Genomic DNA, 26,566 nt, shown 5'->3' on the forward strand with positions numbered 1-26,566 from the left:
TCATCGGGGGCCGGGGGCCGCCCTCATTCGGCCGTGTCGCAGCGCCGGTCGCGGGCCTCGCCGGTCATCAGGGTGAGCATCAGGGGGACCGGGGCGCGGGGTCCGCCGGTGCTGACCATCAGGCTGTCCTGCGGCCCGTCCTTCGGCGCGCACAGCACGTCGCGGCTGGCGTAGGCGCCGGACGGGAAGCGGTGGACCGAGGGGGTCAGCGGAACCCGCCAGCCGGCCATCGCCCCGTCCAGCGCCGCCCGCAGCTTGACCGGATCGCCGGAGGTGGCGGGCACCGTGCAGCTGCGGCGGCCGCTCATGGTCTCGCCCAGGACGACGTCGAGCCTGGGGCTGCCCACCCACCAGACCCGCCCCGGCATCAGGCTGCCGCGCCTTGCCTTGTCCTCGACGATGCCTTGCCGGTCGGTCAGCGCCTCGACGGTCCCCTCGCCCCGGATCCAGGGAAAGCAGAGCTCCTTCATGGCGAAGTCGATGTCGGGGGTGAGGAGGTTCGGCCGCCGCTTCGGGTCCGGCTGCCCGGCCGGCGCGAAGGCGGCGAGGGCGAGGGCGGAGAGCACGAGGGCGGTGGGGATCAGGCGGCTGGGCATGGTGTGCTCGCGATGTTGCGCGGTGAGGTTGCCCCGACAGGCGGGCGAACACCAGCATCCCTGTTAGCGGCAGGAGGCCATGACCGGATCAGCCGCCGTGAGTGTCCCTTCTCCCCTCGCGGGAGAAGGTGGGCCCGAAGGGCTCGGATGAGGGGGTCCACCGGCCCGCAACCCCGCCCGCCCTCACGGCGGCTCGCAGTTGAACGCCCTGGGAGCCCCCTCATCCGGCGCTCCGCGCCACCTTCTCCCGCGAGGGGAGAAGGACGCCCAGAGGCGACCTCACTGGACCCTGCGCCTAGCCGAAACTGGCGCGCCAGGTCTCGGTCTCCAGCCGCACGGCGCCCTCCAGGGGCGGCGTCAGTTCGAACAGGCGCGGCCCGCGCTTGAAGTCATAGACCCGGGCCAGCCGGAACTCGTCGGCCTTCTCGCGGGCGAAGGCCTCTTCGTTGCGGGTCAGGAAGAAGGGGGTGGTGGCGACGCCGGTGGTGGTCTTGACCTCGATGAGACGGCGGCGTCCGTCCGGCTCGAACGACAGGATGTCGTAGCCGGCCCTGTCACCCACACCTACAATGCCGGGGAACCATCGGCTCAGGGGTGACTCTCAATAGAATGGATAGCCTAAGCCCGAGCGAGCGAAGCGAGCGGATGTCTCGCGTTAGATCAAAGGGCAGCGCGGCAGAGCGATTGGTGCGGTCGACTGCTCACCGGCTTGGATATCGATTTCGTCTGCACGGCGGAAAGCTACCCGGCACGCCAGACCTGGTGTTTCCCGGCCGGCGAAAGGTCATACTCGTCCATGGGTGTTTCTGGCATCGGCATCCCGCCCCAAACTGTCGCTTGGCGCGGCTACCCAAATCGCGGCAAGATTTTTGGGTTCCGAAACTGGAGGGAAATCGGAACCGCGACCTCCGTAACTTAGCGTCTCTAGAGGCCATGGGCTGGAAGGCCTTGGTGCTTTGGGAATGCCAATTGCGAGACGCGACTTCCCTAGAGAACGAAATTAGAACATTCTTAGACTCATGAAGTCGATCGAACTCTTCGCGGGCGCTGGCGGCCTGGGCATCGGACTGCACAACGCGGGATTCGAGCCCGCGAAAGTCGTGGAGTGGGATCGCTATGCCTGCGACACGATCCGCGAAAATCAGGGATTTGACTATTCGCCCGTCCGTAGCTGGCCCTTGACTGAAGGCGATGTTCGAGCGGTGGATTTCCGGCCGTTGGAGGGGGAAATCGACCTGGTTTCCGGGGGACCACCCTGTCAGCCATTCTCGTTGGGTGGACGCCACCAAGCCTACAACGACACCCGCGACATGTTCCCCCAAGCTATCCGAGCGGTACGCGAAACACGGCCCAAGGCCTTTGTGTTTGAGAACGTCAAAGGACTGACCCGCGCGTCCTTCCGAAACTACTTCGAATACGTCCGGCTGCAGCTCCAACATCCCGAGGTCACGGCGAAGCCCGACGAGGATTGGAGCGATCATCTCGCTCGTCTGGAACAGCATCATACGCAGGGATCGCGGCACGGCCTGCACTATCGGCTGGTAAGCCGCGTACTCAACGCCGCGGATCACGGCGTCCCCCAGAAGCGGGAACGCGTGGTGTTCGTCGGCTTTCGCGACGATCTCGACATCGACTGGAACTTTCCCAAGGAAACCCACAGCTCGGAGCGGTTGCTCTGGGATCAATTCCGCGACGGGACATACTGGGATCGACACAAGGTCGGGATGAAGGACCGTCCCACGAATCCGCTACTCACCGCCCGCGCAGCCAAGCTTTCTGATCGACCCACCGAGTGCGCATGGAAAACGGTGCGCGACGCGATCCATGATCTGCCCGATCCCGAAAATGACCGCGAAGCCTCAAGGCATGTTCCCAACCATCGCTTCCAGCCCGGCGCTCGCTCCTACCCCGGCCACACGGGGAGCCCCCTGGACGAACCGGCGAAGACCTTGAAGGCGGGCGTGCATGGTGTTCCTGGAGGCGAAAACATGCTCGCGCGGCCTGACGGCCGGGTTCGATACTTCACGGTTCGCGAAAGCGCTCGCCTCCAGACCTTTCCTGACAACTACGTCTTCCACGGGTCCTGGACCGAGACGATGCGTCAGCTCGGAAATGCTGTTCCGGTCCGCTTGGCGGAGGTCATTGGCAAAGACGTTGCGCGGAAGCTACGCTTCGCGGCGTGAATCAGGCCTATCGCGAATTCGAATTCGACCTTCCGGGCGCTTTGCTCGTCCGACTCATTGACGTTTTGGCTGAGCTTGAGACGGCGCCGCTAACTCGGGAAGGCTTGGACGGCGTCCCCGATGCTCAAGGCGTCTACCAGCTCTTTCACCAAGGAACCTTGGTCTACATCGGCAAGACGGATGCCGAGGCGGGCCTGAGGCATCGGCTCAGTCGGCATGCCAGCAAGATTTTGTCTCGCCGAGGGCTCGCGCCCACCGACGTGACTTACAAGGCTGTCCGGATTTTCGTTTTTACGGCCGTCGACCTTGAGACGCAGTTGATCAAGCATTTTGCCGGCACCAGCGGAACCGCTTGGAACAACAGCGGCTTCGGCGCAAACGACCCAGGGCGTCGACGGGATCATACGCGGATCAAGGCGACCAATTTCGACGCGCGCTTCCCGATCGATCTGGATCAAACACTCGAGGTCGACTTCTCACAGCACGCCACCGCGGCTGCCGCGCTCCAAGCTCTGAAGTCCCACCTAAACTATCTGCTCAGGTTCGAAGCGACGGGCCGCAAGCCTCACGACGACCTGGCGAATACAGCGGTCGCTTTCCCGTCCACGCCCCAGACTCCCCGTTCAGTTCTGCAGACCGTAGTGGCCGCTCTCCCAAGTGGGTGGCAGGCTACAGCTCTGCGGAGCCATATCCTGTTCTATAAGGAGCGGGACGACACCTATCCGGACGCCGAAATCATCGGACGCTCCTGAGAGAACGGGAGGGTGGGGAGCACCCTCCCGTCGATTCGACTTAGTGCACCCGCGCCTTGCCGATCTCCAGCGCGCCCTCCCCGGCCGACACCTGGATGACGCTGCCGTCCTCCAGGTCGCCGGCCAGGAGCTTCTTCGCAATCGGGTCCACCAGGTCCTTCTGGATGACCCGCTTCAGCGGCCGCGCCCCGTACACCGGGTCGTACCCCTTTTCCGCCAGCCAGTGCAGCGCGCCGTCGTCGAGCGCGATGGCCATCCGCCGATCGGCCAGGAGCTTTTCCACCCGGGCCAGCTGGATGCGGACGATGCTGCCCATGTCGGCCCGCGCCAGCCGCTTGAAGAGGATGATCTCGTCGATGCGGTTGAGGAACTCGGGGCGGAAGTTCTTGCGGACCACGTCCATCACCTGCGGGCGCACCGCTTCGGTGTCCTCGCCCTCGGCCTGGTTCGCCAGGTATTCGGCGCCCATGTTCGAGGTCATGATGATCAGGGTGTTGCGGAAGTCGACCGTGCGGCCCTGGCCGTCGGTCAGGCGGCCGTCGTCCAGCACCTGCAACAGCACGTTGAAGACGTCCGGGTGGGCCTTCTCGATCTCGTCGAACAGCACGACCTGGTAGGGCCGGCGGCGCACGGCCTCGGTCAGGGCGCCGCCCTCGTCGTAGCCGACGTAGCCGGGAGGCGCGCCGATCATGCGGCTGACGCTGTGCTTTTCCATGTACTCGCTCATGTCGAGGCGGGTGACCGCCGCCTCGTCGGTGAACAGGTATTCGGCCAGGGCCTTGGTCAGCTCGGTCTTGCCGACGCCGGTCGGGCCGAGGAACAGGAAGCTGCCGATCGGCCGTTGCGGGTCCTTGAGGCCGGCGCGGGCCCGGCGGACGGCGTCGGAGACGGCGACCAGGGCCTCCTCCTGGCCGACGACGCGGCCGCGCAGGCCGTCCTCCATCTTCAGCAGCTTTTCGCGCTCGCCCTCCAGCATCTTCTCGACCGGGACGCCGGTCCAGCGGCTGACCACGGCGGCGATCTGGGCGTCGTCGACCACCTCGGGGGCGACGTCGGGCTGGGCCGCGTCCTTGGCCTCTTCCTCGGCCAGGCGCTTTTCGAGGGCGGGGATTTCGCCATAGGCGATCTCTGAGGCGCGTTGCAGGTCGCCCCGGCGCTGGGCGGCGATCAACTCGGCCTTCAGGCGTTCGAGGGCTTCACGCGACTGGGCCTCGGCCCCGCGCATGTCCTTCTCGGCCTTCCACTTGGCGGTCATCTCGTCGGAGCGGTGTTGCAGGTCGTCGATCTCGACCTCCAGGTTCTCCAGACGGGCCTTGGAGGCGTTATCGGTTTCCTTCTGCAGGGCGACACGCTCGATCTTCAGCTGCACCAGGCGGCGGTCGATCTCGTCCAGTTCCTCGGGCTTGCTGTCGACGGCCATGCGCACGCGGCTGCCGGCCTCGTCCATCAGGTCGATGGCCTTGTCGGGCAGGAAGCGGTCGGTGATGTAGCGGTTCGACAGGGTGGCGGCGGCGACGATGGCCCCGTCGGTGATGCGCACGCCGTGGTGCAGCTCGTACTTCTCCTTCAGGCCGCGCAGGATGGAGACGGTGTCCTCGACCGTTGGCTCCTCCACGAACACCGGCTGGAAGCGGCGGGCCAGGGCCGCGTCCTTCTCGACGTGCTTGCGGTATTCGTCGAGCGTGGTGGCGCCGACGCAGTGCAGTTCGCCCCGCGCCAGGGCGGGTTTGAGGAGGTTGGAGGCGTCCGTGGCGCCGTCGGCCTTGCCGGCGCCGACCAGGGTGTGCATCTCGTCGATGAAGAGGACGATGCCGCCCTCGGCCGCGGTCACCTCGTTGAGCACGGCTTTCAGCCGTTCCTCGAACTCGCCGCGGTATTTCGCGCCGGCGATCAGGGCGCCCATGTCGAGGCTGAGGAGCTTCTTGTCCTTGAGGCTTTCGGGGACGTCGCCGTTGACCATGCGGATGGCCAGGCCCTCGACGATGGCGGTCTTGCCGACGCCGGGTTCGCCGATGAGGACGGGGTTGTTCTTGGTGCGGCGGGCCAGCACCTGGATGGTGCGGCGGATCTCCTCGTCGCGGCCGATGACCGGGTCGAGCTTCTGGTCGCGGGCGGCCTGGGTCAGGTCGCGGGCATAGCGCTTGAGGGCGTCGTAGCCGTCTTCGGCGCTGGCGCTGTCGGCGGTGCGGCCCTTGCGGATCTCCTCGGCGGCGGTGATCAGCTGTTTCTCGGTGGCGCCGGCGGCCTTCAGGGCGGTGGCGGCGTCAGCGCCTTCCCTGGCGATGGCGATCAGCATGCGTTCGGTGGTGACGAAGCTGTCGCCGGCGGCTTTGGCGCCTTCCTCGGCGGCGGCGAAGACGCGGGCGGTTTCCGGCTTCATGTAGAGCTGGCCGCTGCCGCCTTCGATCTTGGGCATGCGGGCGAGGTTGGCCTCGACGGCCTGGTCGGCGACGTCGGGACGGCCGCCGGCCGACTGGATCAGGGCGCGGGAAAGGCCGTCCTTTTCCTCGAGCAGGACCTTGAGGATGTGGTCGGGGGTGAGGTGCTGGTGGCGGCGCGCCAGGGCCAGCGACTGGGCCGATTGGACGGCCTGTTTGGCGCGGTCGGAGTAGAGGTCGATGTTCACGGTGAGTCCCCTCAGGAGGCGGAGTTGGCCGGATGCCTCATCGGAGCGCAACCGGCATGGGACGGAGATAGGTGTGGCGGATGGGCCACACAAGGACATGGATCAAATTGTTGGGTGGCGGGGCAGTTCCTCCTTCGGCGCGAAGCGACGGGGGAGGGGGACCGCCGCCGAAGGCGGTGGTGGAGGGGGCTGCGCCGGCGGATGGGATTGGCCGCGTTCTGGCGCAGTCGTGGGCGACGGCGTTCATGGCAATTGTCTGAAGCCGGCACTGCCCCCTCCACCACCGGCCCTAAGTCGGGCCGGCGGTCCCCCTCCCCCGTCAGGCCTGCGGCCTGCCGAAGGAGGAATTGCCGCATCGTCGTCCGCTTCGCTTACTTCTGGTCCGCGTACAGCTTCACGACCTCGAACAGGAAGGTCCGGCTGTCATACAGGCTCTTGACCCGTACGCGCTCGTTCAGGCCGTGGGTGCCACCGCCGTCGGGATCGAAGAACAGGCCCGAGAGGCCGTAGCTGGGGATGCCGGCGGCGGAGGTGAAGCGGCTGTCCGTGGCGCCGGTGGTCATGGTCGGAATGATCGGCACGCCCGGCCAGATGGTGGCGGCGACCTTGCGGGCGGGGCCGAGGACCTTTTCGTCTAGCGGCGGGGCGACGGCCTTGGGGCTGGGCGCGGCGGCCAGCTTGAACTTCACGCCGGGGTCACCGCCGACTTGTTCGAGCGCCTTCATCACCTCCAGCGGATCGTTGCCCGGCAGGATGCGGCAGTTGACGTTGGCCGTCGCCCGCTGGGGCAGCGCGTTCGGCGCATGGCCGGCGCTGGCCATGGTCGGCACGCAGGTGGTGCGCATCATGCTGTTGCGGCCACGGTCCTTGACGATGATGGCCTCGGCGGCCTTGTCGTTCGGGTCCTTGAGGATGGCCAGCAGGGCGGCGGCGACGGCGGGGTCCTTCTCCAGTTTGGCCGAGCCTTCGAAGTTCAGGCGCACGCTCTCGTTGATGGCGATGGGGAAGTCATAGTCGCCGATGTTGGCCAGCACCTTGCTGAGGCGAACCAGGGCGTTGTCCTTGAACGGGCGGCTGGAGTGGCCGCCGGGGTTGGTGATCTCCAGGGTGTAGTCCTGGTAGACCTTCTCGCCGGCCTGGATGGCCAGGTAGACCGGCTTGCCGTCGTCGAGGCGGGCTGCGGCGCCCTCGTTGAGGACCATGCCGGCGTCGAGCGCGCCCGGGTGGGTCTTCAGCAGCCAGTCGACGCCGTTGAAGGTGTCGGCGGTCTCCTCGCCGCAGGTCAGGGCCAGCTTGATGTCGCGGCGGGGTTTGTAGCCGGCCTCACGATAGCGGATCATGCTGTCGGTGAAGATCGAGGCCATGGCTTTGTCGTCGCTGGCGCCGCGGGCGTAGAAATACTCTCCTTCCTCGATGAGCGTGAACGGGTCGCGCTCCCAGTCGGCCCGGTTGGCCTCGACCACGTCGATGTGGGCCAGCAGCAGGATGGCCTTGGCCTTGGGGTCCTTGCCATGGAGGGTGGCGATCAGGTTGCCGTCCTTGGGCCGGTCCGGGGGGATGAGGATCTGGACGTCGGCGTCGGGATAGCCGGCGGCCTTGAGGCGAGCGGCCATGCGCTCGGCGGCCAGGGTGCAGCTGCCGACCGACAGGGTGGTGTTGGTCTCGACCAGCTCCTTGTAGAGCCCCTTGAAGCGGACGAGGTCGGGGGCAAGCGTCTCCTGCGCCTGAACCGCCCCGGCGGCGCCCCCGACAGCAAGCGTGAGGGCGATAGCGGCGGCAACGATCTTGAACGGCATGGTGGCTCCCCGGAAGCGGATGGGGGAGCCTATGGGCGCCGGGAACCGGCGGCAACCGTCCGCTACTTCTTCAGCTCCAGCACATCGAGGTTCGATTCCTGCTTGGGGTACGGCAGGGCCAGGCGCCAGCGGTCGACGCCGATGCGCTCGAACACCCCGACCTGGTCCCGCTCGGGCATCTGGCCGTAGGTGGGGAAGCCCTTCTCATCCATGCCCCAGGCCTGGGCGCCGACGAAGATCAGGCGGTTGGGGTTCTCGGCGTCGGGATAGAGCAGGCCGCGCGTGCGCTGGCTGCCGGTGGTCTTGGTCAGGATCAGGTCGCCGCCGGGGGTCAGCTCGATGGTGCATTTGAACGGCGGGTACTCGATGTATTGCAGGGCGCCCTGCGCCAGCTGCGAGCCCAGCTTGATGGTCCGGCAGCGGTAGGTCCCCGGAGGCGGCTGCAGGTTTCCGGCCAGGCCCGCCTTGGGCACCAGCAGCATGCCCTGGGCGTCGATCACCGCGCCGTGCTCGGCGTTCGCCTGCCCGAGCGCCGTGCGCCAGGCGGCATCGAGGCGGCCGATCCGCTCCTGGTCGGCGGCGCTGGCCACCTTTCGCCACTGATCCGTGCCGCCCTGTTCGCCGGGCGCAGGGGTGGTGACTGCGTCGACGGCGGCGCCGGCCGAGGCCATGGCGGCGTCCGAAGGGTTGCCCTTGGCTTCGGGGATGTTGTCCGGAACCGGCGGCTGCTCGGCCTTGCGGTCGCAGGCGGCCAGGGTCAGGGCCAGAACGGCCAGCGACGGGATAAGGGCGGAGCGCATCATGGGCTAACGGTGAGGCGCCCCGCCGGTTTCGTCAAAGGCGCTCGCGCTACACCCGATCCCGGAACGGATCGGCCGGGAAGACGCCGAGGATCTCGATGCGGTCGGTGAAGAAGGCCAGCTCCTCCAGGGCCAGGGCCAGGCCCCGGTCTTCGGGACGGCCATCGACCTCGGCGTAGAAGAAGGTGGCGGTGAAGGCGCCGCCCTCCATGTAGCTTTCCAGCTTGGTCATGTTGACGCCGTTGGTCGCGAACCCGCCCATCGCCTTGTAGAGGGCGGCCGGCAGGTTCTTCACCCGGAAGCAGAAGCTGGTGATGCAGCGCTGGGTGAAGGCCGGGGCGGGCGGGGCCTTGTCGGCGGTCATGACCAGGAAGCGGGTGGTGTTGTGGCGCTCGTCCTCGATGTCTTTCGCGAGAATATCGAGGCCGTAGATCTCGGCGGCCAGGGCAGGCGCAATGGCGGCCTTGGTCGGATCGGGATGCAGGGCCAGGGCGCGAGCGGCGCCGGCGGTGTCGCCGACGGCCTCGGTCTCGACGCCGAGCTTCTTCAGCGACTTGCGGCACTGGTGCAGGGCGATGGCCATGCTGCTGACCGTCTTCACCTCGTCCAGCTTGACGCCCTTGTTGGCCATCAACTGAAAACGGATCGGCTTGAAGCGCTCGCCGATGATCTTCAGGCCGCTGGAGGGCAGGAGGTGGTGCACGTCGGCGACGCGGCCGGCGATGGAGTTCTCGACCGGGATCATGCCCAGTTCGCAGACGCCGCTGCTCACCGCCTCGAAGGCTTCCTCGAAGGTGGCGTAGGGGGCGGCTTCGAAAGCGGGGAAATAGTCGCGGCAGGCCTCGTGGCTGTTGGCGCCGGGGGCGCCCTGGAAGGCGATCTTCTTGAGCATCGTGATTCAGACAGTCTTTGCGTGAGCCCGGGCGGCTTCGAGGTCGGCCGGGTTGTCGACGGAGATGGGCGCGGCCTCTGCGATGGACGCCCAGTAGCTCAGCCCCATTTCGAGGCCTCGCAGTTGTTCGAGCTTCTCGCGCCGCTCCAGGGCCGAAGGCGGCGCGCTGTTAAATCGCTCGAGCGCGGCGCGGCGGTAGCCGTAGATGCCGATGTGGCGCCAGACGGGGCCGTCGCCATAAAGGGTGGAGCGGGTGAAGTAGAGGGCGCGGCCCGACTTGCCGTCCGGTTCGAGAGCGAGGATGGCCTTGACCACGTCGGCGTTGCACCGGTCCGCTTCCGAGGCCTCGGCGGCGACGACGGTGGCGACATCGCAGCTCGGCTGGGCGGCCATCAGGCCGGCGCAGGCGCTGAGCACGCTGGGTTCGACGAAGGGCATGTCGCCCTGCAGGTTGATGACCGCGTCATGCTTGCCGTCGGGGTCGAGGGCATGGAGGGCGGCCTGGATGCGGTCCGAACCGCTGGGCAGGGCCGGGTCGGTCAGCACCGCCGTACCGCCGGCGGCGCGCACGGCCTCGACGATCTCGGCGTCACCGGCGGCGACGGCGACCGGGCCGATATCGGCCTTCTCGGCCTGGCGCAGCACCCGCACGATCATCGCCACGCCGCCGATATCGGCCAGCGGCTTGTTCGGCAGCCGGGTGGCGGCCATCCGGGCGGGGATCAGAACGATGGGCTTCATGGCGGTTCTTGAGGGGCCTTGCGCTTGCGAAGGCGGCGGTAGCGTGTAAGAGAGCCGGGCGCAACAAGCGCCGGGATTCCGCTGAGTCCCGACGAACCACAAACCTACGAGTTCGAGCCGACATGAGCGACCTGACGTTCAACAAAATCGCCGCCGGTGTGCTGGTGGCTGGCCTGGCTATCTTCGGCCTGCGGGAAGTCAGCGGCATCGTCTTCGAGGGCCATGAACTCGAGAAAGACAAGTACGGCTACGCGGTCGCCGTCGCCGACACCGGCGAAGAAGGCGCGGCCGCCGAGGTCGCTCCCGACTGGGGCACCGTGATCCCGGCCACCGACCCGGCCCTGGGCGCCGCCATCTCGGCCAAGTGCACCAGCTGCCACACCTTCACCGCCGGCGGCGCCAACGGCACCGGCCCGAACCTGTACGGAACCCTGGGCAAGGTTCCCGGCACCCATCCGGGCTTCGCCTACAGCGACGGCATGAAGACCTTCGGGGCCGGCAAGACCTGGACCTGGGACGAGATGGACGCCTTCCTGAAATCCCCGCAAAAGCACGTCGCGGGCACCAAGATGACCTTCGTCGGCCTGAAGAAGCAGGAAGACCGCATCGCCATGCTGTCCTATCTGCACACCCTGGGCTCGACCCTGCCGGTCCCGGCGCCGAAGCCGGCCGCCGCGCCCGCCGAAGCCGCTCCGGCCGCTGAAGGCGCCCCGACCGCCACCGGCACGACCCCCGATCCCAAGACCGCCCCGGGCGGCGTGACCCAACCGCCGGCCACCGCCGAGCCGGCCAAGCCGGCCCCCGCCCCGGCCCACTAGGCCGAAGCGACGAAACAGATCGACGGGCTCCGCTTCGGCGGGGCCCGTTTTTCTTTGCGCCAAAGCAGGGCTAGTCTCCCTCCCAATCGGGGAGATCGCATGCGCCTGTTCCTAGTCACCGCCCTGGCGGCAACACTCGCCCTGCCCGCCCACGCCCAGCAGCTGGCCGACGCCGACGCCGACCTGACGGTGGCCAAGCCGGCCTTCGCGGCGGGGGCCGGGCCGCGCCTGGTCATTGATGGCGGGCACCACAACTTCCACACTGTCGATGGCCGCTTCGCCCCCTTCGCGGCCGTGGTCCGCAACGACGGCTTCCAGGTCTCGGGCAGCACGACGCCGCTGACGGCGGAGAGCCTGAAGGACGTCAAGGTCCTGGTCATCGCCAACGCGCTGGACGCCAGCAATGACAAGGGCGCCTGGACCCTGCCCAACCCCTCGGCCCTGAAACCCGAGGAGATCGCCGCCGTGAAGGCCTGGGTCGAGGGCGGTGGCGGCCTGCTGCTGATCGCCGACCACATGCCCTTCGCGGGGGCGGCGCAGGACCTGGCCCGGGCTTTCGGCTTCTCCTTCTCCAACGGCTTCGTGCAGCGCGACCCGCCGCAGGGGCCGGACATCTTCAGCAAGGCCGACGGGACGCTGAAGGAAGACGTGGTCACGCAGGGCATCCCGGCCCTGCGCACCTTCACCGGTTCGGCCTTCACGGCCCCGGCGGGCGCCCGGCCGATCCTGTTGTTGCCCAAGGGCTATGTCTCCAGGGAGACCAGGGTCGCCTGGGAGTTCGACCACGGCACCACCGTCGTCGACGTCGAGGGCCGCCTGCAGGGGGCGGTGATGACGGTCGGCAAGGGCCGCATCGCCATCTTCGGCGAGGGCGCGATGTTCAGCGCCCAGGTGGCCGGGCCGGAGAAGAAGCGGATGGGCTTCAACGCACCGGACGCCCCGAACAACAAGCCCTTCCTGCTCAACCTTGTCCGCTGGCTGGCCGGGGCCCTGCCCGCGGCATGACCGGGTCTCAAAGGATGGGGGGAGCCGACCGCATCCGCGCCTTCATCGCCGGCCTCAAGCGGTTGTCGACGCTGCGCATCGTGCTGACCAACGCCGTGCCGATCGTTTGCGTCATCCTGTTCGGTTGGCCGGCCGGGGTGCTGTTGCTGCTCTACTGGTGCGAAAACGTCATCATCGGTCTGGTCAACGGGCTGAAGATGGCGGTCAGCGGAGCGGTGATGGGGCCGGCGGGCTGGATCGCCAGCGCCTTCCTGCTGCCCTTCTATGTTTTCCACTACGGGATGTTCTGCTTCGTGCACGGTGTCTTCGTGCTGGTCATCGGGGCCATCGGCGAGCGCAGGGTTCCCGACGTCGCCCCCTCCCCTATCGGCCTGTTCCAAGTTGTCGAAAACCTGGCCCGGCACGAGCAGGGCTTCTTCTGGAGCTTGGCGGCCATCGCCGGGCTGCAACTGTTCAGCTTCGTCACCGAATGGCTGGCCAAGGGCAAATACCGCGACACCAACCCGATGACCCAGATGTTCGAGCCCTATGGCCGGGTCGTCGTGCTGCATCTGACGATCATGGTCGGGATGATCCCGGTGCTGATCCTCGGCGGGCCGGTCTGGGCCCTGGTCGGGCTGGCGATCATGAAGACCCTGTTCGAGCTCGGCCGGCTGGGCCAGTTCGGAACCACCGAGGAAAGCATCGCCAAATCCAACGAGGCCTTCGATTTGCTACGCCAGAAGCTTCAGAGCCGGCGATAGGCGGTCGGCGGGCCGTAGCCGGCGGCCTCGATGCGGGCCACGGCCCCGGCCAGCGGCTCGACGACGGTGGCCATGTGGTGGCCGTTGGCATGCACCATGCGCTCGGCGTCCAGCATCATGCCGACATGGCCCTTCCAGAAGACTAGGTCGCCACGCGTCAGGTCGGCCGGCTCGACGGCGCGGCCGATTTTCGCCTGCATGTCGGTGTCCCGCGGGCAGGCGACGCCGCAGGCGTTGAGGGCCTGCTGGACCAGGCCCGAGCAGTCGAGGCCGAGGCTCTCGCGGCCGCCCCACAGATAGGGTGCGCCAACGAAGCCCAGCGCCACACCGGCGGCGTCGGTTTCGAAGCCTCCGCCAATGGGAGCCAGATGCTCGGCCATGAACCAGCCGGACCTTGCGGCGCGGGCGAACCGTCCGTCGGTCTCCTCGACGGTGACCAGGGCGTTCAGGGAATAGAGTCCGACCGGAGTCGTCTTGATGTTGGCGTGGCTGAAGGCATAGGTGCGCAGGACCTTGACCCGGTGGGTCGGGGTAAGCGGCGGGCCGCTCAGGGTCTCGGCCCGCGCCCAGCCGACATAGCCGTCGCGGGCGGCCTGGCCAAAGGCGTAGCCGTCCTTCTCCAGCAGGACATCGAACCGCTCCCCGAACAGCAGGCGGCTTTCCTGCTCGGCGTCGTCGTCCGGGTGGCGGCGCAGCGGGGCCGCCGGGGCGCTGACCTGCATGGCCGCCGGATCGACGTACGAGCTTGCCGGCGCCACGCCTTCGAGGACGCGGGCGGCGACGCCGTCATGGATCAGGGTCGTGCGCCGGTCGAAGCTCATCCGAAGCGGTCCTTGAGAACCTTGAACAGGGCGCGGATGGCCTGGGCCTCGGCGCCGGTCGGCCAGCCGGGGCGGCCCTTGGGGTTCCAGGCGAAGATGTCGAAATGCACCCAGCTGCCCGTGGTCGGGGCGAAACGCTTGAGGAACAGCGCCGCCGTCACGGAGCCGGCCTGGGCCCAGCCGTCGGGATCGTTCTTCAGGTCGGCCACATCGCCATCGAGGGCCTCTTCGTAGCCTGCCCACAGCGGCATGCGCCACAGGGGGTCACGGGTGGCCACCGCGGCGGCGGCCAGCTCATCGGCCAGGGCGTCATCGTCGGTGTAGAAGGGGATGACCTGCGGCCCCAGCGCGATGCGGGCGGCGCCGGTCAGGGTGGCCATGTCGATGGTCAGGGCGGGCGACAGCTCCTGGGCCCGGGTCAGGGCGTCTGACAGGATCAGCCGGCCCTCGGCGTCGGTGTTGCCGACCTCGACGGTCAGGCCCTTGCGGGTGTTGAGGACGTCGCCCGGGCGCATGGCGTCGCCGCTGATGGCGTTCTCGACGGCCGGGACGATGATGGCCAGGCGGACAGGCAGTTTGGCATCCATCACCATGCGGCCGAGCGCCAGCGCGTGGGCGGCGCCGCCCATGTCCTTCTTCATGTTGCGCATGCCGGCGCTGGGTTTGATGTCGAGCCCGCCGGTGTCGAAGGTGACGCCCTTGCCGACGATCGCGACCAGCGGGGCGCTTTCGCCGCCGCCGTTCCAGCTGATCTCGATGATGCGCGGGTCACGCCCCGGACCGGCCGCGCGGCCGACGGCGTGGACGGAGGGATAGCCGTCGGTCAGCAGTTCGTCGCCGGTCGAAACGGTGATGTTGGCGCCATGCTGCTCGGCGATCTCGCGGGCGATGGTCTCGATCTGCAGCGGGCCCATGTCGCCGGCGGGGGTATTGACCATATCCCGGGCCAGGGCGCAGGCGTGGGCGATGGATCTGACGGTCGCCAGGTCGGCCTCGGCGGCGACCAGACGGGGGCCGGGCTCACGGGCGGCGCGGTAGCGGTCGAAGCGGTAGCCGCCCATGGCGAAGGCCAGGGCGACGTCAGTGGCGTCGAGGCCCTCGGGCGCCGGTTGCAGGACATAGTCCCCGGCCGGCAGCCGGGCCGAAAGGCCACGGAACAGGGTGGCGTCGCCGCCGGCGCCGAGGCCGAACAGCACCTCGGCGATTTCGCCCTCGGCGTCATGGACCAGCAGCAGCTGGCCGGCCTTGGCCTTGAAGCCGCCGATCTCGGCCAGCCGCGCGAGGGCCGCCGGGCGGTCGCTGAGCAGGCCCGGCCAGCCCTCCGCCGTCACGGCCAGAACGGGGATGGCGCGGCCATCGGTGGTGGCGATCACAGGGTCGGTCATTGGGTGCTCACTGCGGCGCTAGACCTTAAGGAACATGCTTAACGATTCCTTGAGCCGGGGCGGCGAGACTGAGCCTCTGAAACTCTGGCCAAGGGTCTGCTTCCCATGTGTCCCAAGCGCGTCCTCGCCGCAACCGTTCTGATCCCCGCCGTCGTCCTGATGGCCAGCCCCGCCGCCGCCTGGCCGTTCGGCGGCAAGAAGGAAGCGCCGGCTCCGGCCGCCGCGGCCCCCGCCGCGCCCGCCCCTGTGCAGCCGGCCGCCCCGAAGGCCGTCGCCCCGGCCAAGGCCACCGCCGCCCAGCGCGCAGAGGCCCGCCGCTATGAGCCCCTGGCCGCCGCCGCCTTCTGGGGCCGCGAGGTCGAGCTCGATCCGCGCGATGTCGAGGCCAGCGTGGCCCTGTCGCAATCGCTGCGGGCGATGGGCCGCTACAAGGACGCCGCCGAGAGCATCCAGGGCGCCCTGGTCGTCGATCCCAACAACCTCAACGCCCTGCTGGAGGTGTCCCGCGCCTGGATCGGCATGAACCAGGGCTTCTACGCCATCGAGCCGGCCCGCAAGGCCGCGTCCCTGGCCCCGCGCGACTGGCGCCCGGTCGGCCTTCTGGCCGTCGCCTACGAACAGGCCCAGCGCGACGACGAGGCCCTGGCCGCCCACCGTCAAGCCGTGGCCCTGGCCCCCGACGAGCCGGGCGCGCTGAGCAACTACGCCATGTTCCAGGCGGCTCGCGGCGACCTGCCCGGCGCCGAGAGCCTGCTGCGCCGCGCCGTCGCCAGCCCGCGCGCCACCGCCAAGATCCGCCAGAACCTGGCCCTGGTGGTCGGCCTGCAAGGCCGCCTGCCGGAAGCCGAACGCCTGGCCCGCCAGGACCTGCCGCCCGAGATGGTGGCCAGCAACCTGGCCTGGCTGAAGGCGGCCCTGGCGCAAGGGTCCCCTGCCCCGGCGACGGGCCGCAGCTACCAGTCGGTGACCGGCGGCGGCGGCTGATCCAGCACGCCGCTACCGCATCGCCGCCAGGGCGTGCTGGGCGATCAGACTGTCGGTCAGGCCGTGCGGATTGCGGACGCCGAAGTTGGTGGTGGTGACCACCACCACGGCCCTCAGGTCCGGTACGACCACGACCTTGTTGCCGCCGCTGCCGGCCATGGCGAAGGCGGCGTGCGGTTTGCCCGCCACGTCGTAGCTGATCAGCCAGGTCAGGTAGCCGTACTCGCCACGGCCGTCGCCGACGTTGGTGTGGGGCGTGGTCATGGCCTTGACCCAGGCGGCGGGCAGCACCTGGCGGCCCTGCCATTTGCCGCCGTCGAGGAGGAGTTGGCCAAGCTTCAGAAGATCGCGGCTGCGAAGGCCGAGGCCGCCGCCGCCCTGAGCCAGGCCGGTCGGTGAGAACTGCCATTGCTCACCCTCGATGCCGAGCGGGGCGAACAGGGCGTCATGGGCGAATTGCGGCAGGGGTCGGCCGGTGGCCGACTGCACGGCGGCGCCGAGGGTCGCCACCCCGGCGGTGCAATAGCTGAAAGAGCGGCCGTAGGGTGAGGCCTCGGGCCGGGGGACCCAGGCGGGATAGCCCTTCACCGGCAGGTCCAGGGTGAACTTCACCCAATTCTCGATGAGGTACATCCGCTCCTCGTTGCCGCGCGAGAAGCTGTTGTCATCATCGCACTCCAGGATCGAGCTCATGGTCAGCAGGTCTTCGACGGTGATGGCGGCCTTGCGCGGGTCGGGGTTTTCGAAGGGGCCGTAGGACGCGACCAGCGGCATGACCGGCGCATCGACCTTGAGCTTGCCCTGCGCGATGGCGGCGCCGGCCAGCATGGCGGTGACCGTCTTGGTCGCCGAGCGGGTGTTGCGGCGCGCCTCCGGCCCGCCGTTGTCGTAGTAGCGTTCATGGACCAGCTTGCCGTCGCGGGCGATCAGGACGCTGGTGATCTTCTGGAAGGTCCCGGCCTCGACAGCCTTGTCCATCGCCACCAGCCCTTCGGCGGAGACCGACGCGGCCTCGGGGGTTGCGGTCGGCCAGTCAGCGGGCGGCGCGGCCTGCGCGGGACCCGTCAGGGCGGCCACACTCAGGGCGATGATCAACAGTCGGGACATAAGGTCTCCTTGGAACAAGGCGCGTTGATGCCATGCGCCGGAGAGGCCGTCTTGAACGGATGAAACTTCAGGCCCGCCCGAAGGCCTCGCGGTAACGGGCCGGCGTGACGGCGAAGGCCTCGGCGAAGGCGCGGGTCAGGTGGCTCTGGTCGGCATAGCCTGCCGCCTGGGCCGTCTCGGCCGGGTCGGTTCCGGCGGCCAGCAGGGCGGCGGCGGCGTCCGCCCGGCGCCGGCGGATGGCCGCGCCCGGCGAGCAGCCGAAGTGGCGCTGGTAGCGGCGGGCCAGATGCACCGGATGCACCCCGGCCAGGGCGGCGATGGCCCGCACCTCGAGCCCTGCCGTGCAGGCGAGGTCGCCGATGGCTTCGTCGGCGCGCAGCAGCCAGTCGGGGGCGTGAGCCGAGCGCTCGTCGTCCTCGGTCACAAAGACGGCGAGGCCCAGAGACAGGGACTCGGCGGCCAGCGGGTCGCCCACGCCGATGCAGGTTCCGACCAGCCGGCGGACAAGGCTGCCGGCGACGGCCGAAGTCAGCAGCCGGGGCGCGGCGGCGGACGGGCCGGGGAGCGTCGGGGTGCTGATGGCCAGGAAGGCGCCGCCGGCCTCCTCGAAGCAGTCGCGGTGTTCGGTACCCGGCGGGTTGTAGATCAGCGCCCCGCGGCGCAAGGCGCCAGGGTCCGCCAGGCTGTGGTAGCCGTCGGCGAGGGTGAAGATGAAGTGGCCTTCATCGTGGTGGTGCTCCACCACCGCCTCGGGTGGAATGTTGGCGGTGCGCAGGTCGATCTGGAAGCCGCCGGCCCCAACGGTCCGCGACGCGGCGCCGAAGAAGACGCCAAAGGCCAACCGTTCCTCGAACACGCGATTCCCCTGCTGCCCTCGAACCCTAACCTGGGCGTTGCGGCAAGAAGTTGGCGAGGCCTGACGCCTACTGTTTGGCCATGATGTCCTGCACCTTGATGATCGCGGGACCCAGGATGACCACGAACAGCACGGGCAGAAAGAACAGGATCATCGGCACGGTCAGCTTGGCCGGCAGGGCGGCGGCCTTCTTCTCGGCAGCGGAGAGGCGCAGTTCGCGGTTCTCCTTGGCCATGACCCGCAGGGCGGCGCCGAGCGGGGTGCCGTAGCGTTCGGCCTGGATCATGGCGGTGACCACCGATTTCACGCCGGGATGGTTGGTCCGCTTGGCCAGGCCCTCATAGGCCATGCGGCGTTCGGGCAGGTAGCTGAGCTCGGCGGTCAGCAGGCTCAGTTCCTCGGCCAGTTCGATGGAGCTCGAGCCGACCTCCTGGCTGACCTTCATGATCGCCGCCTCGATGGACATGCCGCTCTCTACGCAGATCAGCAGCAGGTCGAGGCTGTCGGGGAAGGCGGCGACGATGCTCTCGCGGCGCTTGGAGGCGATGTTGGAGATGTAGATGTTGGGCGCGTAGTAGCCGATCAGCAGGGCCGCGAAGCAGGCGGCGAACTTCTGCATCGGCTGCAGGCCGAAGTCGTTGACCACGAACAGGTAGAAGGCGACCAGCAGCGCGAAGACGAACGGCATCACGAAGCGGAAGAAGTAGAAGGTCGAGATCGGGCGCGGGCCGCGGAAGCCGGCCTGGGCCAGCTTTTCCACCACCTTGGGGTCTTCCAGCAGCTTGGACAGCTGCAGCCGATCGACCACGTTCTTGTACAGGCCCTCGTCGGTGTGGCGCAGGCTGGTCGAGGCCGGTCCCTTCTTGGCCAGGGCCTCCCGGTTTCGCTTTCGCAGCTCCTCGCGCCGGTTGGCGACGCTTTTCAGCCGGCTCTCCAGCTTGTCGCCCTTCAGCATGGGCGAAACGAGCGTGACGATGGTGGCGAAAGTCACCGCCGCCACGAAGGCGGTCAGGATGTTGTCCGGATTGGTCAGGGTGTTGACGAGGCTCATGCGTGCTCCCCGTCAGAACTTGAAGTTGATCATCTTGCGCATCACGAAGATGCCGCAGCTCATCCAGAAGGCGGCGCCCATCAGCATCAGATGGCCGCGCGGATCGGAGAACATCGGGGCCATGTAGCTGGGCGTCGTCACCGTGATCAGCACGACCACGCCGGGCGGCAGGGCGCCGATGATGAAGCTGGAGGCGATGGCTTCCGACGACAGGGCCTTGATCTTCTCGCGCATCAGCTTCCGGGCGCGGAGCACCTGCGACAGGTTGTTGAGGGCCTCGGCGAGGTTGCCGCCGGTCTTCTGCTGGATGGCCAGCACGATGGCGAAGAAGCGCAGCTCGCTGGTCGGCATGCGCTGGAACATCTTCTCCAGGGCGTCGCCGATGGCGATGCCGACGCCGACATTGTCGACCAGGGTGCGGAACTCGCCGGCCAGCGGCTCGGGGGTTTCGCGGCCGATGATCTTCAGACAGTCATGGACCGGCAGGCCGGACTTGATGCCGCGCACGATGATGTCGATGGCGTCGCTGAAGTTCTCGGTGAACTTCTTGATGCGGCGCTTGGACAGGAAGCCGACCACCCAGCGCGGCAGGCCGAAGCCGGCCGCGAAGCCGGCCGGCAGTGCGATCAGCGGGTTGCGCTGGAACAGCAGCACGGCGGTGAAGACCAGCACCCCGACCACGCCGCTGACGATCCAGAAGTTGCGGACATTGCCCTTCAGGCCCGCCTGCAGAAGCTTGGACTGCAGGTTGAAGGTCGCCTTCTTCTGCTGCTTCTCCTGATCCTTCAGGGTCTTGAGGATCTGCTTGCGGCGGGCTTCCGGCGTGTTGGCGGCGGCGCGGGCGATGGCCTTGCGGTCAGCGGTGGTGCGCGGGCCGCCCGAGACGATGGCCTGGGCCCGCTTGGTCGCCTTGTTCGAGCCGCCGGCGCCGGCGAACACGAAGCCGAGGCCGGCGATGGTCACGAAGGCCAGGAAGGCGATGAGGATGGTGATCAGCATCGCCGTTATTCCGATGCGTCCAGGGCCTCGGCCAGCTCGCGCTCCAGGCCGTAGTAGCGGGCGCGGTCCCAGAAACGCGGCCGGGCGATGCCGGTCGAGCGGTGCTTGCCGATGATCTTGCCGTCGGCGTCTTCGCCGGTCATCTCGTAGACCAGCAGGTCCTGGGTGACGATGACCTCGCCTTCCAGTCCGACCACCTCGGTGACGTGGGTAATACGGCGGCTGCCATCGCGCAGGCGGGCGGCCTGGATGATGACGTCGACCGAGCCGACGATCATTTCACGGATGGTCTTCGAGGGCAGGCCGTAGCCGCCCATGGTGATCATGCTCTCGAGACGGCTGATGGCCTCGCGGGGGCTGTTGCTGTGCAGGGTGCCCATCGAGCCGTCGTGGCCGGTGTTCATGGCCTGCAGGAGGTCGAACGCCTCGGGGCCACGGACTTCGCCGACGATGATCCGTTCGGGGCGCATCCGCAGACAGTTCTTGACCAGGTCCCGCATGGTGATCTGGCCACTGCCCTCGAGGTTGGGCGGGCGGGTTTCGAGACGCACCACGTGCGGCTGCTGCAGCTGCAGTTCGGCCGCGTCTTCACAGGTGATGACCCGTTCGGTCGGGTCGATGAAGGCGGTCATGGTGTTAAGCAGGGTGGTCTTGCCCGAGCCCGTACCGCCGGAAATGAGGACGTTGCAGCGGCAGGCGCCGATGACGCCGAGCACGCGGGCCCCTTCAGGACTGACGGACTTCCAGTCCACCAGGTCCTTCATCGTCAGCTTGTCCTTCTTGAACTTCCGGATGGTCAGGGTCGGACCATCGAGCGCCAAGGGTGGGGCAATGACGTTGACGCGGCTGCCGTCGGGCAGGCGGGCGTCACAGATGGGGCTGCTTTCGTCGACACGGCGGCCGACCTGGCTGACGATCCGCTGGCAGATATTCATCAGCTGGGCATTGTCGCGGAAGCGGACGTTGGTCAGCTGCACCTTGCCGCCGACTTCGATGAACACCCGGCCGGCGCCGTTGACCATGATATCGGCGATGTCGTCGCGGGCCAGCAGCGGCTCGAGCGGGCCGTAACCGAGGACATCGTTGATGATGTCCTGGACCAGGTGCTCGGTCTCGGCGATCGACATCGAGACGTTCTTGATCGCCACCAGCTCGGCGACGATATCCTTGATCTCGGCCGCCGCCGCGGTGGTGTCGAGCTGGGCCAGCTGGCTCAGGTCGATGGTGTTCAACAGGGCGTTGAAGATCGTCGTCTTGGTGGCGTGATAGTAGTCGCTCTGCTCACGGACGATCTCGGTCGCCGGCGCCTGCGCCTCCTTCAGCTTGTTCATCACGTCGTTGCTGCGCAGGGCAGCGGCGGACTGAGGCTTGCCGGGCGGCGGGGGCGGATTGACGGGCGGACCGCCCGGACGGGTGGTCGGGGCCGGGCCGGACGCCGCCTGCGGACGCGTGGCGGCGGGCGCGCCGGTGGGCGCCGGCGGCGGGGCCGGTCTGGCGGGCGGCGGAGCGCCGTCGGATGCGCGCTTTCCGAACACCTATTTCTTCCTGAACAGGCCCGAGAGCGCCGAGGTCTTCTTGGGGGCCGGCGGTTCACGCCGGCTGATCAGCTGGGCCAGGGCCTCGATATCGGCGGCGGCCTTGGACTTGGGCGCGCTCTCGATGATCATCTGGCCGTTGTTGGCCGCCAGACCGAAGGTCTTGGCGTCGAAGCCGACGACCATGGAGGGGGCGATGCCGAGCGCATCGCCGAAATCCTTGGCCGGAATTTCCGGGCGGCCGGGCAGGCCCACCTGGTTGAGCACCAGGCGCGGCGGGTTGTCGTTCGGGCGGGCCTGGCGGACCAGATCGACCATGTTCTTGGCGTTGCGCAGGGACGCCAGATCGGGCGTGGCGACGATGACCAGGTCGTCCGACGCGATCAGCATCTTGCGGGTCCAGGCGTTCCAGCCGTGCGGGATGTCGAGGACCACGAAGGGGGCGGCGGCGCGGATCTTCTGCGTCACCTCCTCATAGGCGTCACCGGCGATGTCGTAGTCGTTGTCGAGGGTCGCCGGGGCCGCGAACAGGCTGAGCCGGTCGGTGCAGCGGGCCATCATCCGGTCCATCAGGACGGGATCGAGGCGGTCGGGCTGGCCGAGCGCATCCATCACGCCCTGCAGCGGGTCATGGTTGAAGTTCAGGCCGGCGGTGCCGAAGGCGAGGTCGTAGTCGACCAGGACCGTGCCGGCCTGCATGCGCTCGGAGATGGTCCAGGCGATGTTGTGGGCCAGGGTCGAGGCGCCCGAACCGCCGCGCGCGCCGACGAAGGCGATCTGGCGGCCGAGGAAGGGGGTGCTGGGGTCGGCGTAGAGGCCGCCGATGGCGCGGATGATCTGCAGCGGCTGCAGCGGCGGCACCAGGTATTCACTGACGCCCCGGCGCATCAGCTCGCGGTAGAGGGCGATGTCGTTGGCCGAGCCGATGACCATGACCTTGGTGCCCGGATCGCAGACCTCGGCCAGGCGGTCGAGCAGGGCGATCATCTGCGGGGCGGGGTCGAGGCTCTCGACGACCACCAGGCTGGGGGTCGGCTGGTTCTGGTAGTGCTCGACCGCGGCGGCCAAGCCGCCGGCCCGCACGACGGTCGAGGCCCGCGACAGGCGCCGGTCGGCGCTGGCCCGCTCGATCAGCTCGGCGGTGTCGGTTCGGGCGCAGAAGACGTTGATCGTGATGCGCGGGATCGGCGCTTCGCCCAGCGACGACTCGGCGCCGGCGATCATGTCATGGACGGGATTGTGGGCGGGGGACGCGGAAGCTGACGCCATTCTCGGGTACTCGGGCTCGTCGTTCGGACGGGCGGGTGGGAAGTCGGCAAACGGATCGGGCTCGAACCCCTTCGAAGGGCCGGCCGCGGCGGAGGCCGCGAACGGGTCGGGCGCGAAGGGATCGGCGGCGAACGGGTCGGACGCCTGGGGCGCGATGGAGCCGGCCGGTGAGCCGAGATCGGCCCACGGATCGGCGGCCGGCGCCACGGACGGCGTGGCGAAGTCGTCGTCGGCGTCGAAGCCCAGGTCGAAAGGATCGTCAGCGGGACGCGCGTTCATGGATCAATTCACCACCTGGGAGACGGCGCCGCTGGCCTTGTCATCACGTTTGGAGCCGGTGGCCTCGCCCTTGCGGAACTTCTCGTACATGGCGTCGCGGCTGCCGCCCTCGGCCGGCTGCTGGTCGCGCGGGCTGTTGAAGTCTTCCGGATTGGCCAGCTGAGACGCCAGGTTGGCGGTCACCGCGCAGCCGAAGTTGTCATAGGCCCGGTTGTCGTTGCTGTGGCTGAGGTTGCGCCAGCCGCCGCACTGCGGGACCTCGGCGACGGACTGGTTGAAGCTGATGATCACCGGCGCCTTGGGGTCGTCGGCGCCGTCGTAGGCCATCATCTTGATGCTGCCGGCCGGCACGCCGAGGCTGATCAGCCGGTCGCGGGCGTCCCAGGCGGTGCGGTTGGCGCCGCGGGCGGCGGGGCCGGTGTCGCTGGCGCGGACCGTGATGCCCCGTCCCTCGGCCTTCATCCAGGCGCCGACAAAGCCTTCGAGCGCGTCGGATTGGGTGACCGAAAGACCCGTCTCGTGCGGGGCCAGGCGGATGTCCTGGGGCGCCGACACGATCTTGACCTCCCGCGCCCAGGCGTCGAGCGCCGTGGGCGTGGTCGGATCGGCCTGGGGACCGGACGCGGTGGCGCAGCCGGCGAGAAGCGCGGCTGCGGAAAGAGCGGTGAGGAGAAGGATGCGCGGGGTTTGCGAGGTCATGGCGTTACTCGATCACGTATCCGATGGGGCCCTGGTAGCGGCGGCCGGCGTTGGCGTTCGGCGGCGCCTTGACCACCCGGTTCAGCTTGCCGAGCAGGACGGTCTCGGGATCCGAGGCGAACTGCAGGCCGTCGGCCGGGGTCTGGAAGCTCTTGGGGCTCTTGGAGTCGACGATGTAGGGCGTGACGATGATCACCAGTTCGGTCTGGCCCGAGGTGAAGTCACGGCTGCGGAACAGGGTCCCGAGGATCGGCGCGTTCATCAGCCCGGGCAGGCTGTCGAGGTTCTGGGCCGAGCGTTCCTGCAGGAGACCGGCGATCATCATGGTGCCGCCCGAAGGCAGTTCGACGACGTTCTCGGCGCGGCGGACCTGCAGTCCGGGGATGGTCAGGGCGCTGGAGCCCGTGCCGACCGTGAAGGCGCCGGCGTTGCTGAGCTCGGACACTTCGACCGACAGTTTGATGTTGATACGGCCGCTGCTCATCACCACGGGGGTGAAGCCCAGGCCCACGCCGTACTTCTTGAATTCGATGGTCACCTTGCCGGTGTTGTCCTGGCCGACCGGGACCGGGAACTCGCCGCCGGCCAGGAAGTTGGCCGGTTCGCCGTTGACTGACGAGAGATAGGGCTCGGCCAGGGTGCGGACCAGGCCGACGCGTTCGAAGGCCTTGATGGTGGCGTTGGCCTTGTTGACGCCGTCGGAGCCGATGACGTCCTGGGCCGTGGCGGTGTCGTAGTTGGCCGCATCGGCCGGGCCGCGGACCACGTAGTCGCAGAGCGAACCGGCGGTCCAGCCGGCGCCGACGCAGGGCGCCTGCATGACCGGCGCCTTGGTGGTGTCGAGGCTGTAGCCGCCCGACAGGCCGCCGAGCAGCGAGCCGTTGATGCCGAAGGTGGCGGCGGTGGCCCAGGTCAGCTGGTCGAGACCGACCTGGCCGAGCACGGCGTTGAGGTCGAAGCCCAGCTGCTTGACGACGTTGCGGTTCACCTCGACGACGCGGACCTTGAGCATGACCTGGTCGCTGCCGGCGACCTGGACCATGTTCATCACCTGCTCGGGCTTGGCCACGAAGCGTTTGGCGATCTCGCCGGCCTTGTTGGCGTCCGAGGGGGTCAGGACCAGGCCCGACAGGATGATGGAGTCGCCGATCGGTTCGATGGTGACCTTGGAGCCCGGCAGCACCCGGTTGATGGTGTCGGCGAGCGCGCTGATGTCCTGATCGACGCGGACGTTGAGCGACAGGATGCGGCGACCCTGGGCGTCGAAGAAGACGGCGTCGGTCTGACCCGAAGCGGTGCCCATGATGTAGATGCGGCGCGGGGTGCGCATCATGGCGTCGGCCACGGCCGGGTTGGTGACCAGCACATCCCGCACATCGACCGGCAGCTCAACGATGGCCGACTTGCCGCGCGGCAGGCTGAGGGTTTGCGCCCCGCCGGCCGCCAGGTCGACCCGCAGCGCGCCGGGCGCGTCATAGGCCTGCACGGGGGCGGGCCCGCCAGACAGGGTCTGGGCCGAAGCGATCGGGCCGCCCAGCGCAAGGCACCAGGCGGCGAGGAAGGCGGGAATGATCCTCAGCCGGCTCATGGGGACACCTTCACTTCCGTAACCACGCCGGCGCGGTGCACGCGGACGGTATGGGATTGTTCACTGCCGCTGGCGCCGCCGCCGCGGCTCGGGCCGCCGGCGGTGTCGGTCACCCCGCGCAGGACCAGCATGAGGACGCCGGTCTGCTTGGCCTGAGCGACGGCGCTGACCATGGCCTCGGCATCAGCGGCGGGAATCTCGAGGGTTGCGACGGCCCCGACCATGGTCTGGGCGTCCTTGTCGGGCTGGGGCTTCTGGTCGATGGCCAGGACCCGGACGTTGCGCATTACCGTGCGGGTGACATAGCCCTTCACGTCTTCGCTCTGGGCGTCGCGGCTGTAGATGATGTCGACCCGGTCCCCCGGCAGGATGAAGCCGGCGGCGGCGCTGTCGACGGTGACCGGCGCGGCGATGGCCCGCATGCCGGGGGTCAGGACCACGGACATGAAGCTGCCCTCACCGCCGCGCACGACCTTGCGGGCGACGATGGGTTCTCCAACGACGAACGGCTCCTTGACGATGACGCCGACCATGCCGCCCATGTCGCCGTTGGTGAACAGGTTGCCGGCCGTACGGGCGGCGCCCTCGGCCGCGCCGGCTGCGCCGGTCTTCTCGACCTTGGCGCCCGCACCGTCGGTGATGAAGCTGGGGTTCATGCCGTCGGCCGGCCATTGCTGCCAGCCCATGTCGGCGGCGACCAGGCGCGTGCCGATCGGCAGGTCTCGCTTGGCGACCAGGACCTGGACGGTCGGCTTGGCCTCAGCGGCGGGCGCGGCGGCCACGGCGACCGGGGCGGCGGCCTTCTTCGGCGCGAAGGCGCCGCGGACCACGAAGGCCAGCACGATGGCGGCCAGGGCGGCGATCACGAGGATGAAGAGGCGGACGGGGCTCATGCGGCTCGAACTGCTGTCCCGGCGGAAAAGAGAACCGGGGAGAACTTGTGTGCGCGTCGGACCTTGGGCCCAGCGCACGGGCGATTCGCGTCGCGCCCTTCTGGCGGCGGATGCACCATCGACCGGCCATGGTTAACGCGGACCTAAA

The 26,566-nt window shown here is 68.6% G+C and carries 25 protein-coding genes and 1 pseudogene; 8 read left to right on the top strand and 18 right to left on the bottom strand.

Annotation, left to right across the window (positions count from 1 at the left end; translation table 11 throughout):
* Positions 1-23: 23 nt before the first annotated feature.
* A complete protein-coding gene (locus AC2YG9_RS08600) occupies positions 24-596 on the bottom strand; it encodes a hypothetical protein (RefSeq protein WP_487297548.1) in 573 nt (190 codons plus the stop codon).
* Between the two features lie 222 nt (positions 597-818).
* Here AC2YG9_RS08600 and AC2YG9_RS08605 point away from each other — a divergent pair.
* A pseudogene (locus AC2YG9_RS08605) lies at positions 819-923 on the top strand (hypothetical protein); the annotation flags it as partial.
* Here AC2YG9_RS08605 and AC2YG9_RS08610 read toward each other — a convergent pair.
* Entirely contained in the window at positions 892-1,158 is a 267-nt protein-coding gene (locus AC2YG9_RS08610) for a protein NO VEIN domain-containing protein (RefSeq protein ID WP_487297549.1), read from the bottom strand. The pseudogene AC2YG9_RS08605 and the gene AC2YG9_RS08610 overlap by 32 nt on opposite strands.
* A gap of 47 nt (positions 1,159-1,205) precedes the next feature.
* Between AC2YG9_RS08610 and AC2YG9_RS08615 the strand changes: the two genes are divergently transcribed.
* The 3 genes from AC2YG9_RS08615 to AC2YG9_RS08625 are packed head-to-tail and all read left to right on the top strand — an operon-like array spanning position 1,206 to position 3,531.
* Positions 1,206-1,619, top strand: coding sequence for a very short patch repair endonuclease (locus tag AC2YG9_RS08615; protein WP_487297550.1), 414 nt, complete (start codon positions 1,206-1,208; stop codon positions 1,617-1,619).
* Positions 1,616-2,779 (top strand): DNA cytosine methyltransferase, encoded by a 1,164-nt coding sequence (locus AC2YG9_RS08620; protein ID WP_487297551.1) that lies wholly within the window; start codon positions 1,616-1,618, stop codon positions 2,777-2,779. The genes AC2YG9_RS08615 and AC2YG9_RS08620 overlap by 4 nt, the downstream gene beginning before the upstream one ends.
* The gene (locus AC2YG9_RS08625; RefSeq protein ID WP_487297552.1) at positions 2,776-3,531 is read left to right on the top strand and encodes a GIY-YIG nuclease family protein; all 756 of its coding nucleotides are present in this window, start codon (positions 2,776-2,778) and stop codon (positions 3,529-3,531) included. Before AC2YG9_RS08620 ends, AC2YG9_RS08625 begins: the two co-directional genes overlap by 4 nt.
* 40 nt (positions 3,532-3,571) lie before the next feature.
* Here the strand turns inward: AC2YG9_RS08625 and clpB are convergent, their stop codons facing one another.
* The 5 genes from clpB to AC2YG9_RS08650 all read right to left on the bottom strand — a co-directional run bounded on the left by clpB (position 3,572) and on the right by AC2YG9_RS08650 (position 10,386).
* Positions 3,572-6,157 carry an ATP-dependent chaperone ClpB gene (clpB, locus tag AC2YG9_RS08630; RefSeq protein ID WP_487297553.1) on the bottom strand — a complete coding sequence of 862 codons (2,586 nt, stop codon included), beginning with the start codon at positions 6,155-6,157 and terminating at the stop codon, positions 3,572-3,574.
* Positions 6,158-6,528: 371 nt separating this feature from the next.
* A complete protein-coding gene (locus tag AC2YG9_RS08635; protein ID WP_487297554.1) occupies positions 6,529-7,953 on the bottom strand; it encodes a M20/M25/M40 family metallo-hydrolase in 1,425 nt (474 codons plus the stop codon).
* A 62-nt stretch (positions 7,954-8,015) separates the two neighbouring features.
* Positions 8,016-8,756, bottom strand: coding sequence for a DUF4893 domain-containing protein (locus AC2YG9_RS08640; protein ID WP_487297555.1), 741 nt, complete (start codon positions 8,754-8,756; stop codon positions 8,016-8,018).
* A 46-nt stretch (positions 8,757-8,802) separates the two neighbouring features.
* Positions 8,803-9,651 carry a prephenate dehydratase gene (locus tag AC2YG9_RS08645; protein ID WP_487297982.1) on the bottom strand — a complete coding sequence of 283 codons (849 nt, stop codon included), beginning with the start codon at positions 9,649-9,651 and terminating at the stop codon, positions 8,803-8,805.
* On the bottom strand, positions 9,652-10,386 hold the full coding sequence (locus AC2YG9_RS08650) for a 3-deoxy-manno-octulosonate cytidylyltransferase (RefSeq protein WP_487297556.1): 735 nt from the start codon (positions 10,384-10,386) through the stop codon (positions 9,652-9,654).
* 122 nt (positions 10,387-10,508) lie between these two features.
* On the opposite strand from AC2YG9_RS08650, the gene AC2YG9_RS08655 reads away from it, so the two are divergent.
* The 3 genes from AC2YG9_RS08655 (at position 10,509) to AC2YG9_RS08665 (ending at position 12,952) form a co-directional block, all read left to right on the top strand.
* Positions 10,509-11,204 (top strand): c-type cytochrome, encoded by a 696-nt coding sequence (locus tag AC2YG9_RS08655; protein ID WP_487297557.1) that lies wholly within the window; start codon positions 10,509-10,511, stop codon positions 11,202-11,204.
* A gap of 99 nt (positions 11,205-11,303) precedes the next feature.
* Entirely contained in the window at positions 11,304-12,209 is a 906-nt protein-coding gene (locus tag AC2YG9_RS08660) for a DUF4350 domain-containing protein (protein WP_487297558.1), read from the top strand.
* Positions 12,210-12,223: 14 nt separating this feature from the next.
* Positions 12,224-12,952 (top strand): DUF6498-containing protein, encoded by a 729-nt coding sequence (locus AC2YG9_RS08665; RefSeq protein ID WP_487297559.1) that lies wholly within the window; start codon positions 12,224-12,226, stop codon positions 12,950-12,952.
* Here AC2YG9_RS08665 and AC2YG9_RS08670 read toward each other — a convergent pair.
* On the bottom strand, positions 12,937-13,773 hold the full coding sequence (locus AC2YG9_RS08670) for a C40 family peptidase (protein ID WP_487297560.1): 837 nt from the start codon (positions 13,771-13,773) through the stop codon (positions 12,937-12,939). The genes AC2YG9_RS08665 and AC2YG9_RS08670 overlap by 16 nt on opposite strands.
* Positions 13,770-15,158, bottom strand: coding sequence for a leucyl aminopeptidase family protein (locus AC2YG9_RS08675; RefSeq protein ID WP_487297561.1), 1,389 nt, complete (start codon positions 15,156-15,158; stop codon positions 13,770-13,772). Before AC2YG9_RS08675 ends, AC2YG9_RS08670 begins: the two co-directional genes overlap by 4 nt.
* A 105-nt stretch (positions 15,159-15,263) precedes the next feature.
* Between AC2YG9_RS08675 and AC2YG9_RS08680 the strand changes: the two genes are divergently transcribed.
* A complete protein-coding gene (locus AC2YG9_RS08680) occupies positions 15,264-16,142 on the top strand; it encodes a tetratricopeptide repeat protein (RefSeq protein WP_487297562.1) in 879 nt (292 codons plus the stop codon).
* 12 nt (positions 16,143-16,154) lie between these two features.
* Here AC2YG9_RS08680 and AC2YG9_RS08685 read toward each other — a convergent pair whose 3' ends face one another.
* The 9 genes from AC2YG9_RS08685 to cpaB form a co-directional block, all read right to left on the bottom strand.
* A complete protein-coding gene (locus tag AC2YG9_RS08685) occupies positions 16,155-17,249 on the bottom strand; it encodes a serine hydrolase domain-containing protein (protein ID WP_487297563.1) in 1,095 nt (364 codons plus the stop codon).
* 67 nt (positions 17,250-17,316) lie between these two features.
* Positions 17,317-18,105, bottom strand: a complete 789-nt coding sequence (locus AC2YG9_RS08690) for a helix-turn-helix domain-containing protein (RefSeq protein ID WP_487297564.1) — start codon at positions 18,103-18,105, stop codon at positions 17,317-17,319.
* Between the two features lie 67 nt (positions 18,106-18,172).
* Entirely contained in the window at positions 18,173-19,156 is a 984-nt protein-coding gene (locus tag AC2YG9_RS08695; RefSeq protein WP_487297565.1) for a type II secretion system F family protein, read from the bottom strand.
* A 12-nt stretch (positions 19,157-19,168) separates the two neighbouring features.
* Positions 19,169-20,152, bottom strand: a complete 984-nt coding sequence (locus AC2YG9_RS08700; RefSeq protein ID WP_487297983.1) for a type II secretion system F family protein — start codon at positions 20,150-20,152, stop codon at positions 19,169-19,171.
* A gap of 8 nt (positions 20,153-20,160) precedes the next feature.
* The gene (locus AC2YG9_RS08705; RefSeq protein ID WP_487297566.1) at positions 20,161-21,690 is read right to left on the bottom strand and encodes a TadA family conjugal transfer-associated ATPase; all 1,530 of its coding nucleotides are present in this window, start codon (positions 21,688-21,690) and stop codon (positions 20,161-20,163) included.
* Positions 21,691-23,238: a CpaE/TadZ family protein gene (locus AC2YG9_RS08710; RefSeq protein ID WP_487297567.1), complete on the bottom strand. Its 1,548-nt coding sequence runs from the start codon at positions 23,236-23,238 to the stop codon at positions 21,691-21,693.
* Between the two features lie 3 nt (positions 23,239-23,241).
* Positions 23,242-23,937, bottom strand: a complete 696-nt coding sequence (locus AC2YG9_RS08715; RefSeq protein ID WP_487297568.1) for a CpaD family pilus assembly protein — start codon at positions 23,935-23,937, stop codon at positions 23,242-23,244.
* A gap of 4 nt (positions 23,938-23,941) precedes the next feature.
* Positions 23,942-25,525: a type II and III secretion system protein family protein gene (locus AC2YG9_RS08720; RefSeq protein WP_487297569.1), complete on the bottom strand. Its 1,584-nt coding sequence runs from the start codon at positions 25,523-25,525 to the stop codon at positions 23,942-23,944.
* Complete coding sequence (cpaB, locus tag AC2YG9_RS08725) at positions 25,522-26,418, bottom strand: Flp pilus assembly protein CpaB (protein ID WP_487297570.1); 897 nt, start codon at positions 26,416-26,418, stop codon at positions 25,522-25,524. The genes AC2YG9_RS08720 and cpaB overlap by 4 nt, the downstream gene beginning before the upstream one ends.
* Positions 26,419-26,566 lie beyond the last annotated feature (148 nt).

The organism is Caulobacter sp. SRI_014 (genome assembly GCF_057586315.1).

Excerpts from the sequence above, each read along its gene's own strand:
- cpaB (WP_487297570.1), bottom strand. The coding sequence starts at position 26,418 with ATGAGCCCCGTCCGCCTCTTCATCCTCGTGATCGCCGCCCTGGCCGCC.
- AC2YG9_RS08685 (WP_487297563.1), bottom strand. The coding sequence starts at position 17,249 with ATGTCCCGACTGTTGATCATCGCCCTGAGTGTGGCCGCCCTGACGGGT.
- AC2YG9_RS08720 (WP_487297569.1), bottom strand. The coding sequence starts at position 25,525 with ATGAGCCGGCTGAGGATCATTCCCGCCTTCCTCGCCGCCTGGTGCCTT.
- AC2YG9_RS08615 (WP_487297550.1), top strand. The coding sequence starts at position 1,206 with ATGGATAGCCTAAGCCCGAGCGAGCGAAGCGAGCGGATGTCTCGCGTT.
- AC2YG9_RS08660 (WP_487297558.1), top strand. The coding sequence starts at position 11,304 with ATGCGCCTGTTCCTAGTCACCGCCCTGGCGGCAACACTCGCCCTGCCC.
- AC2YG9_RS08680 (WP_487297562.1), top strand. The coding sequence starts at position 15,264 with ATGTGTCCCAAGCGCGTCCTCGCCGCAACCGTTCTGATCCCCGCCGTC.
- AC2YG9_RS08665 (WP_487297559.1), top strand. The coding sequence starts at position 12,224 with ATGGGGGGAGCCGACCGCATCCGCGCCTTCATCGCCGGCCTCAAGCGG.
- AC2YG9_RS08675 (WP_487297561.1), bottom strand. The coding sequence starts at position 15,158 with ATGACCGACCCTGTGATCGCCACCACCGATGGCCGCGCCATCCCCGTT.
- AC2YG9_RS08600 (WP_487297548.1), bottom strand. The coding sequence starts at position 596 with ATGCCCAGCCGCCTGATCCCCACCGCCCTCGTGCTCTCCGCCCTCGCC.
- AC2YG9_RS08620 (WP_487297551.1), top strand. The coding sequence starts at position 1,616 with ATGAAGTCGATCGAACTCTTCGCGGGCGCTGGCGGCCTGGGCATCGGA.
- AC2YG9_RS08710 (WP_487297567.1), bottom strand. The coding sequence starts at position 23,238 with ATGAACGCGCGTCCCGCTGACGATCCTTTCGACCTGGGCTTCGACGCC.
- AC2YG9_RS08715 (WP_487297568.1), bottom strand. The coding sequence starts at position 23,937 with ATGACCTCGCAAACCCCGCGCATCCTTCTCCTCACCGCTCTTTCCGCA.
- AC2YG9_RS08695 (WP_487297565.1), bottom strand. The coding sequence starts at position 19,156 with ATGAGCCTCGTCAACACCCTGACCAATCCGGACAACATCCTGACCGCC.
- AC2YG9_RS08655 (WP_487297557.1), top strand. The coding sequence starts at position 10,509 with ATGAGCGACCTGACGTTCAACAAAATCGCCGCCGGTGTGCTGGTGGCT.
- AC2YG9_RS08640 (WP_487297555.1), bottom strand. The coding sequence starts at position 8,756 with ATGATGCGCTCCGCCCTTATCCCGTCGCTGGCCGTTCTGGCCCTGACC.
- AC2YG9_RS08670 (WP_487297560.1), bottom strand. The coding sequence starts at position 13,773 with ATGAGCTTCGACCGGCGCACGACCCTGATCCATGACGGCGTCGCCGCC.
- AC2YG9_RS08635 (WP_487297554.1), bottom strand. The coding sequence starts at position 7,953 with ATGCCGTTCAAGATCGTTGCCGCCGCTATCGCCCTCACGCTTGCTGTC.
- AC2YG9_RS08650 (WP_487297556.1), bottom strand. The coding sequence starts at position 10,386 with ATGAAGCCCATCGTTCTGATCCCCGCCCGGATGGCCGCCACCCGGCTG.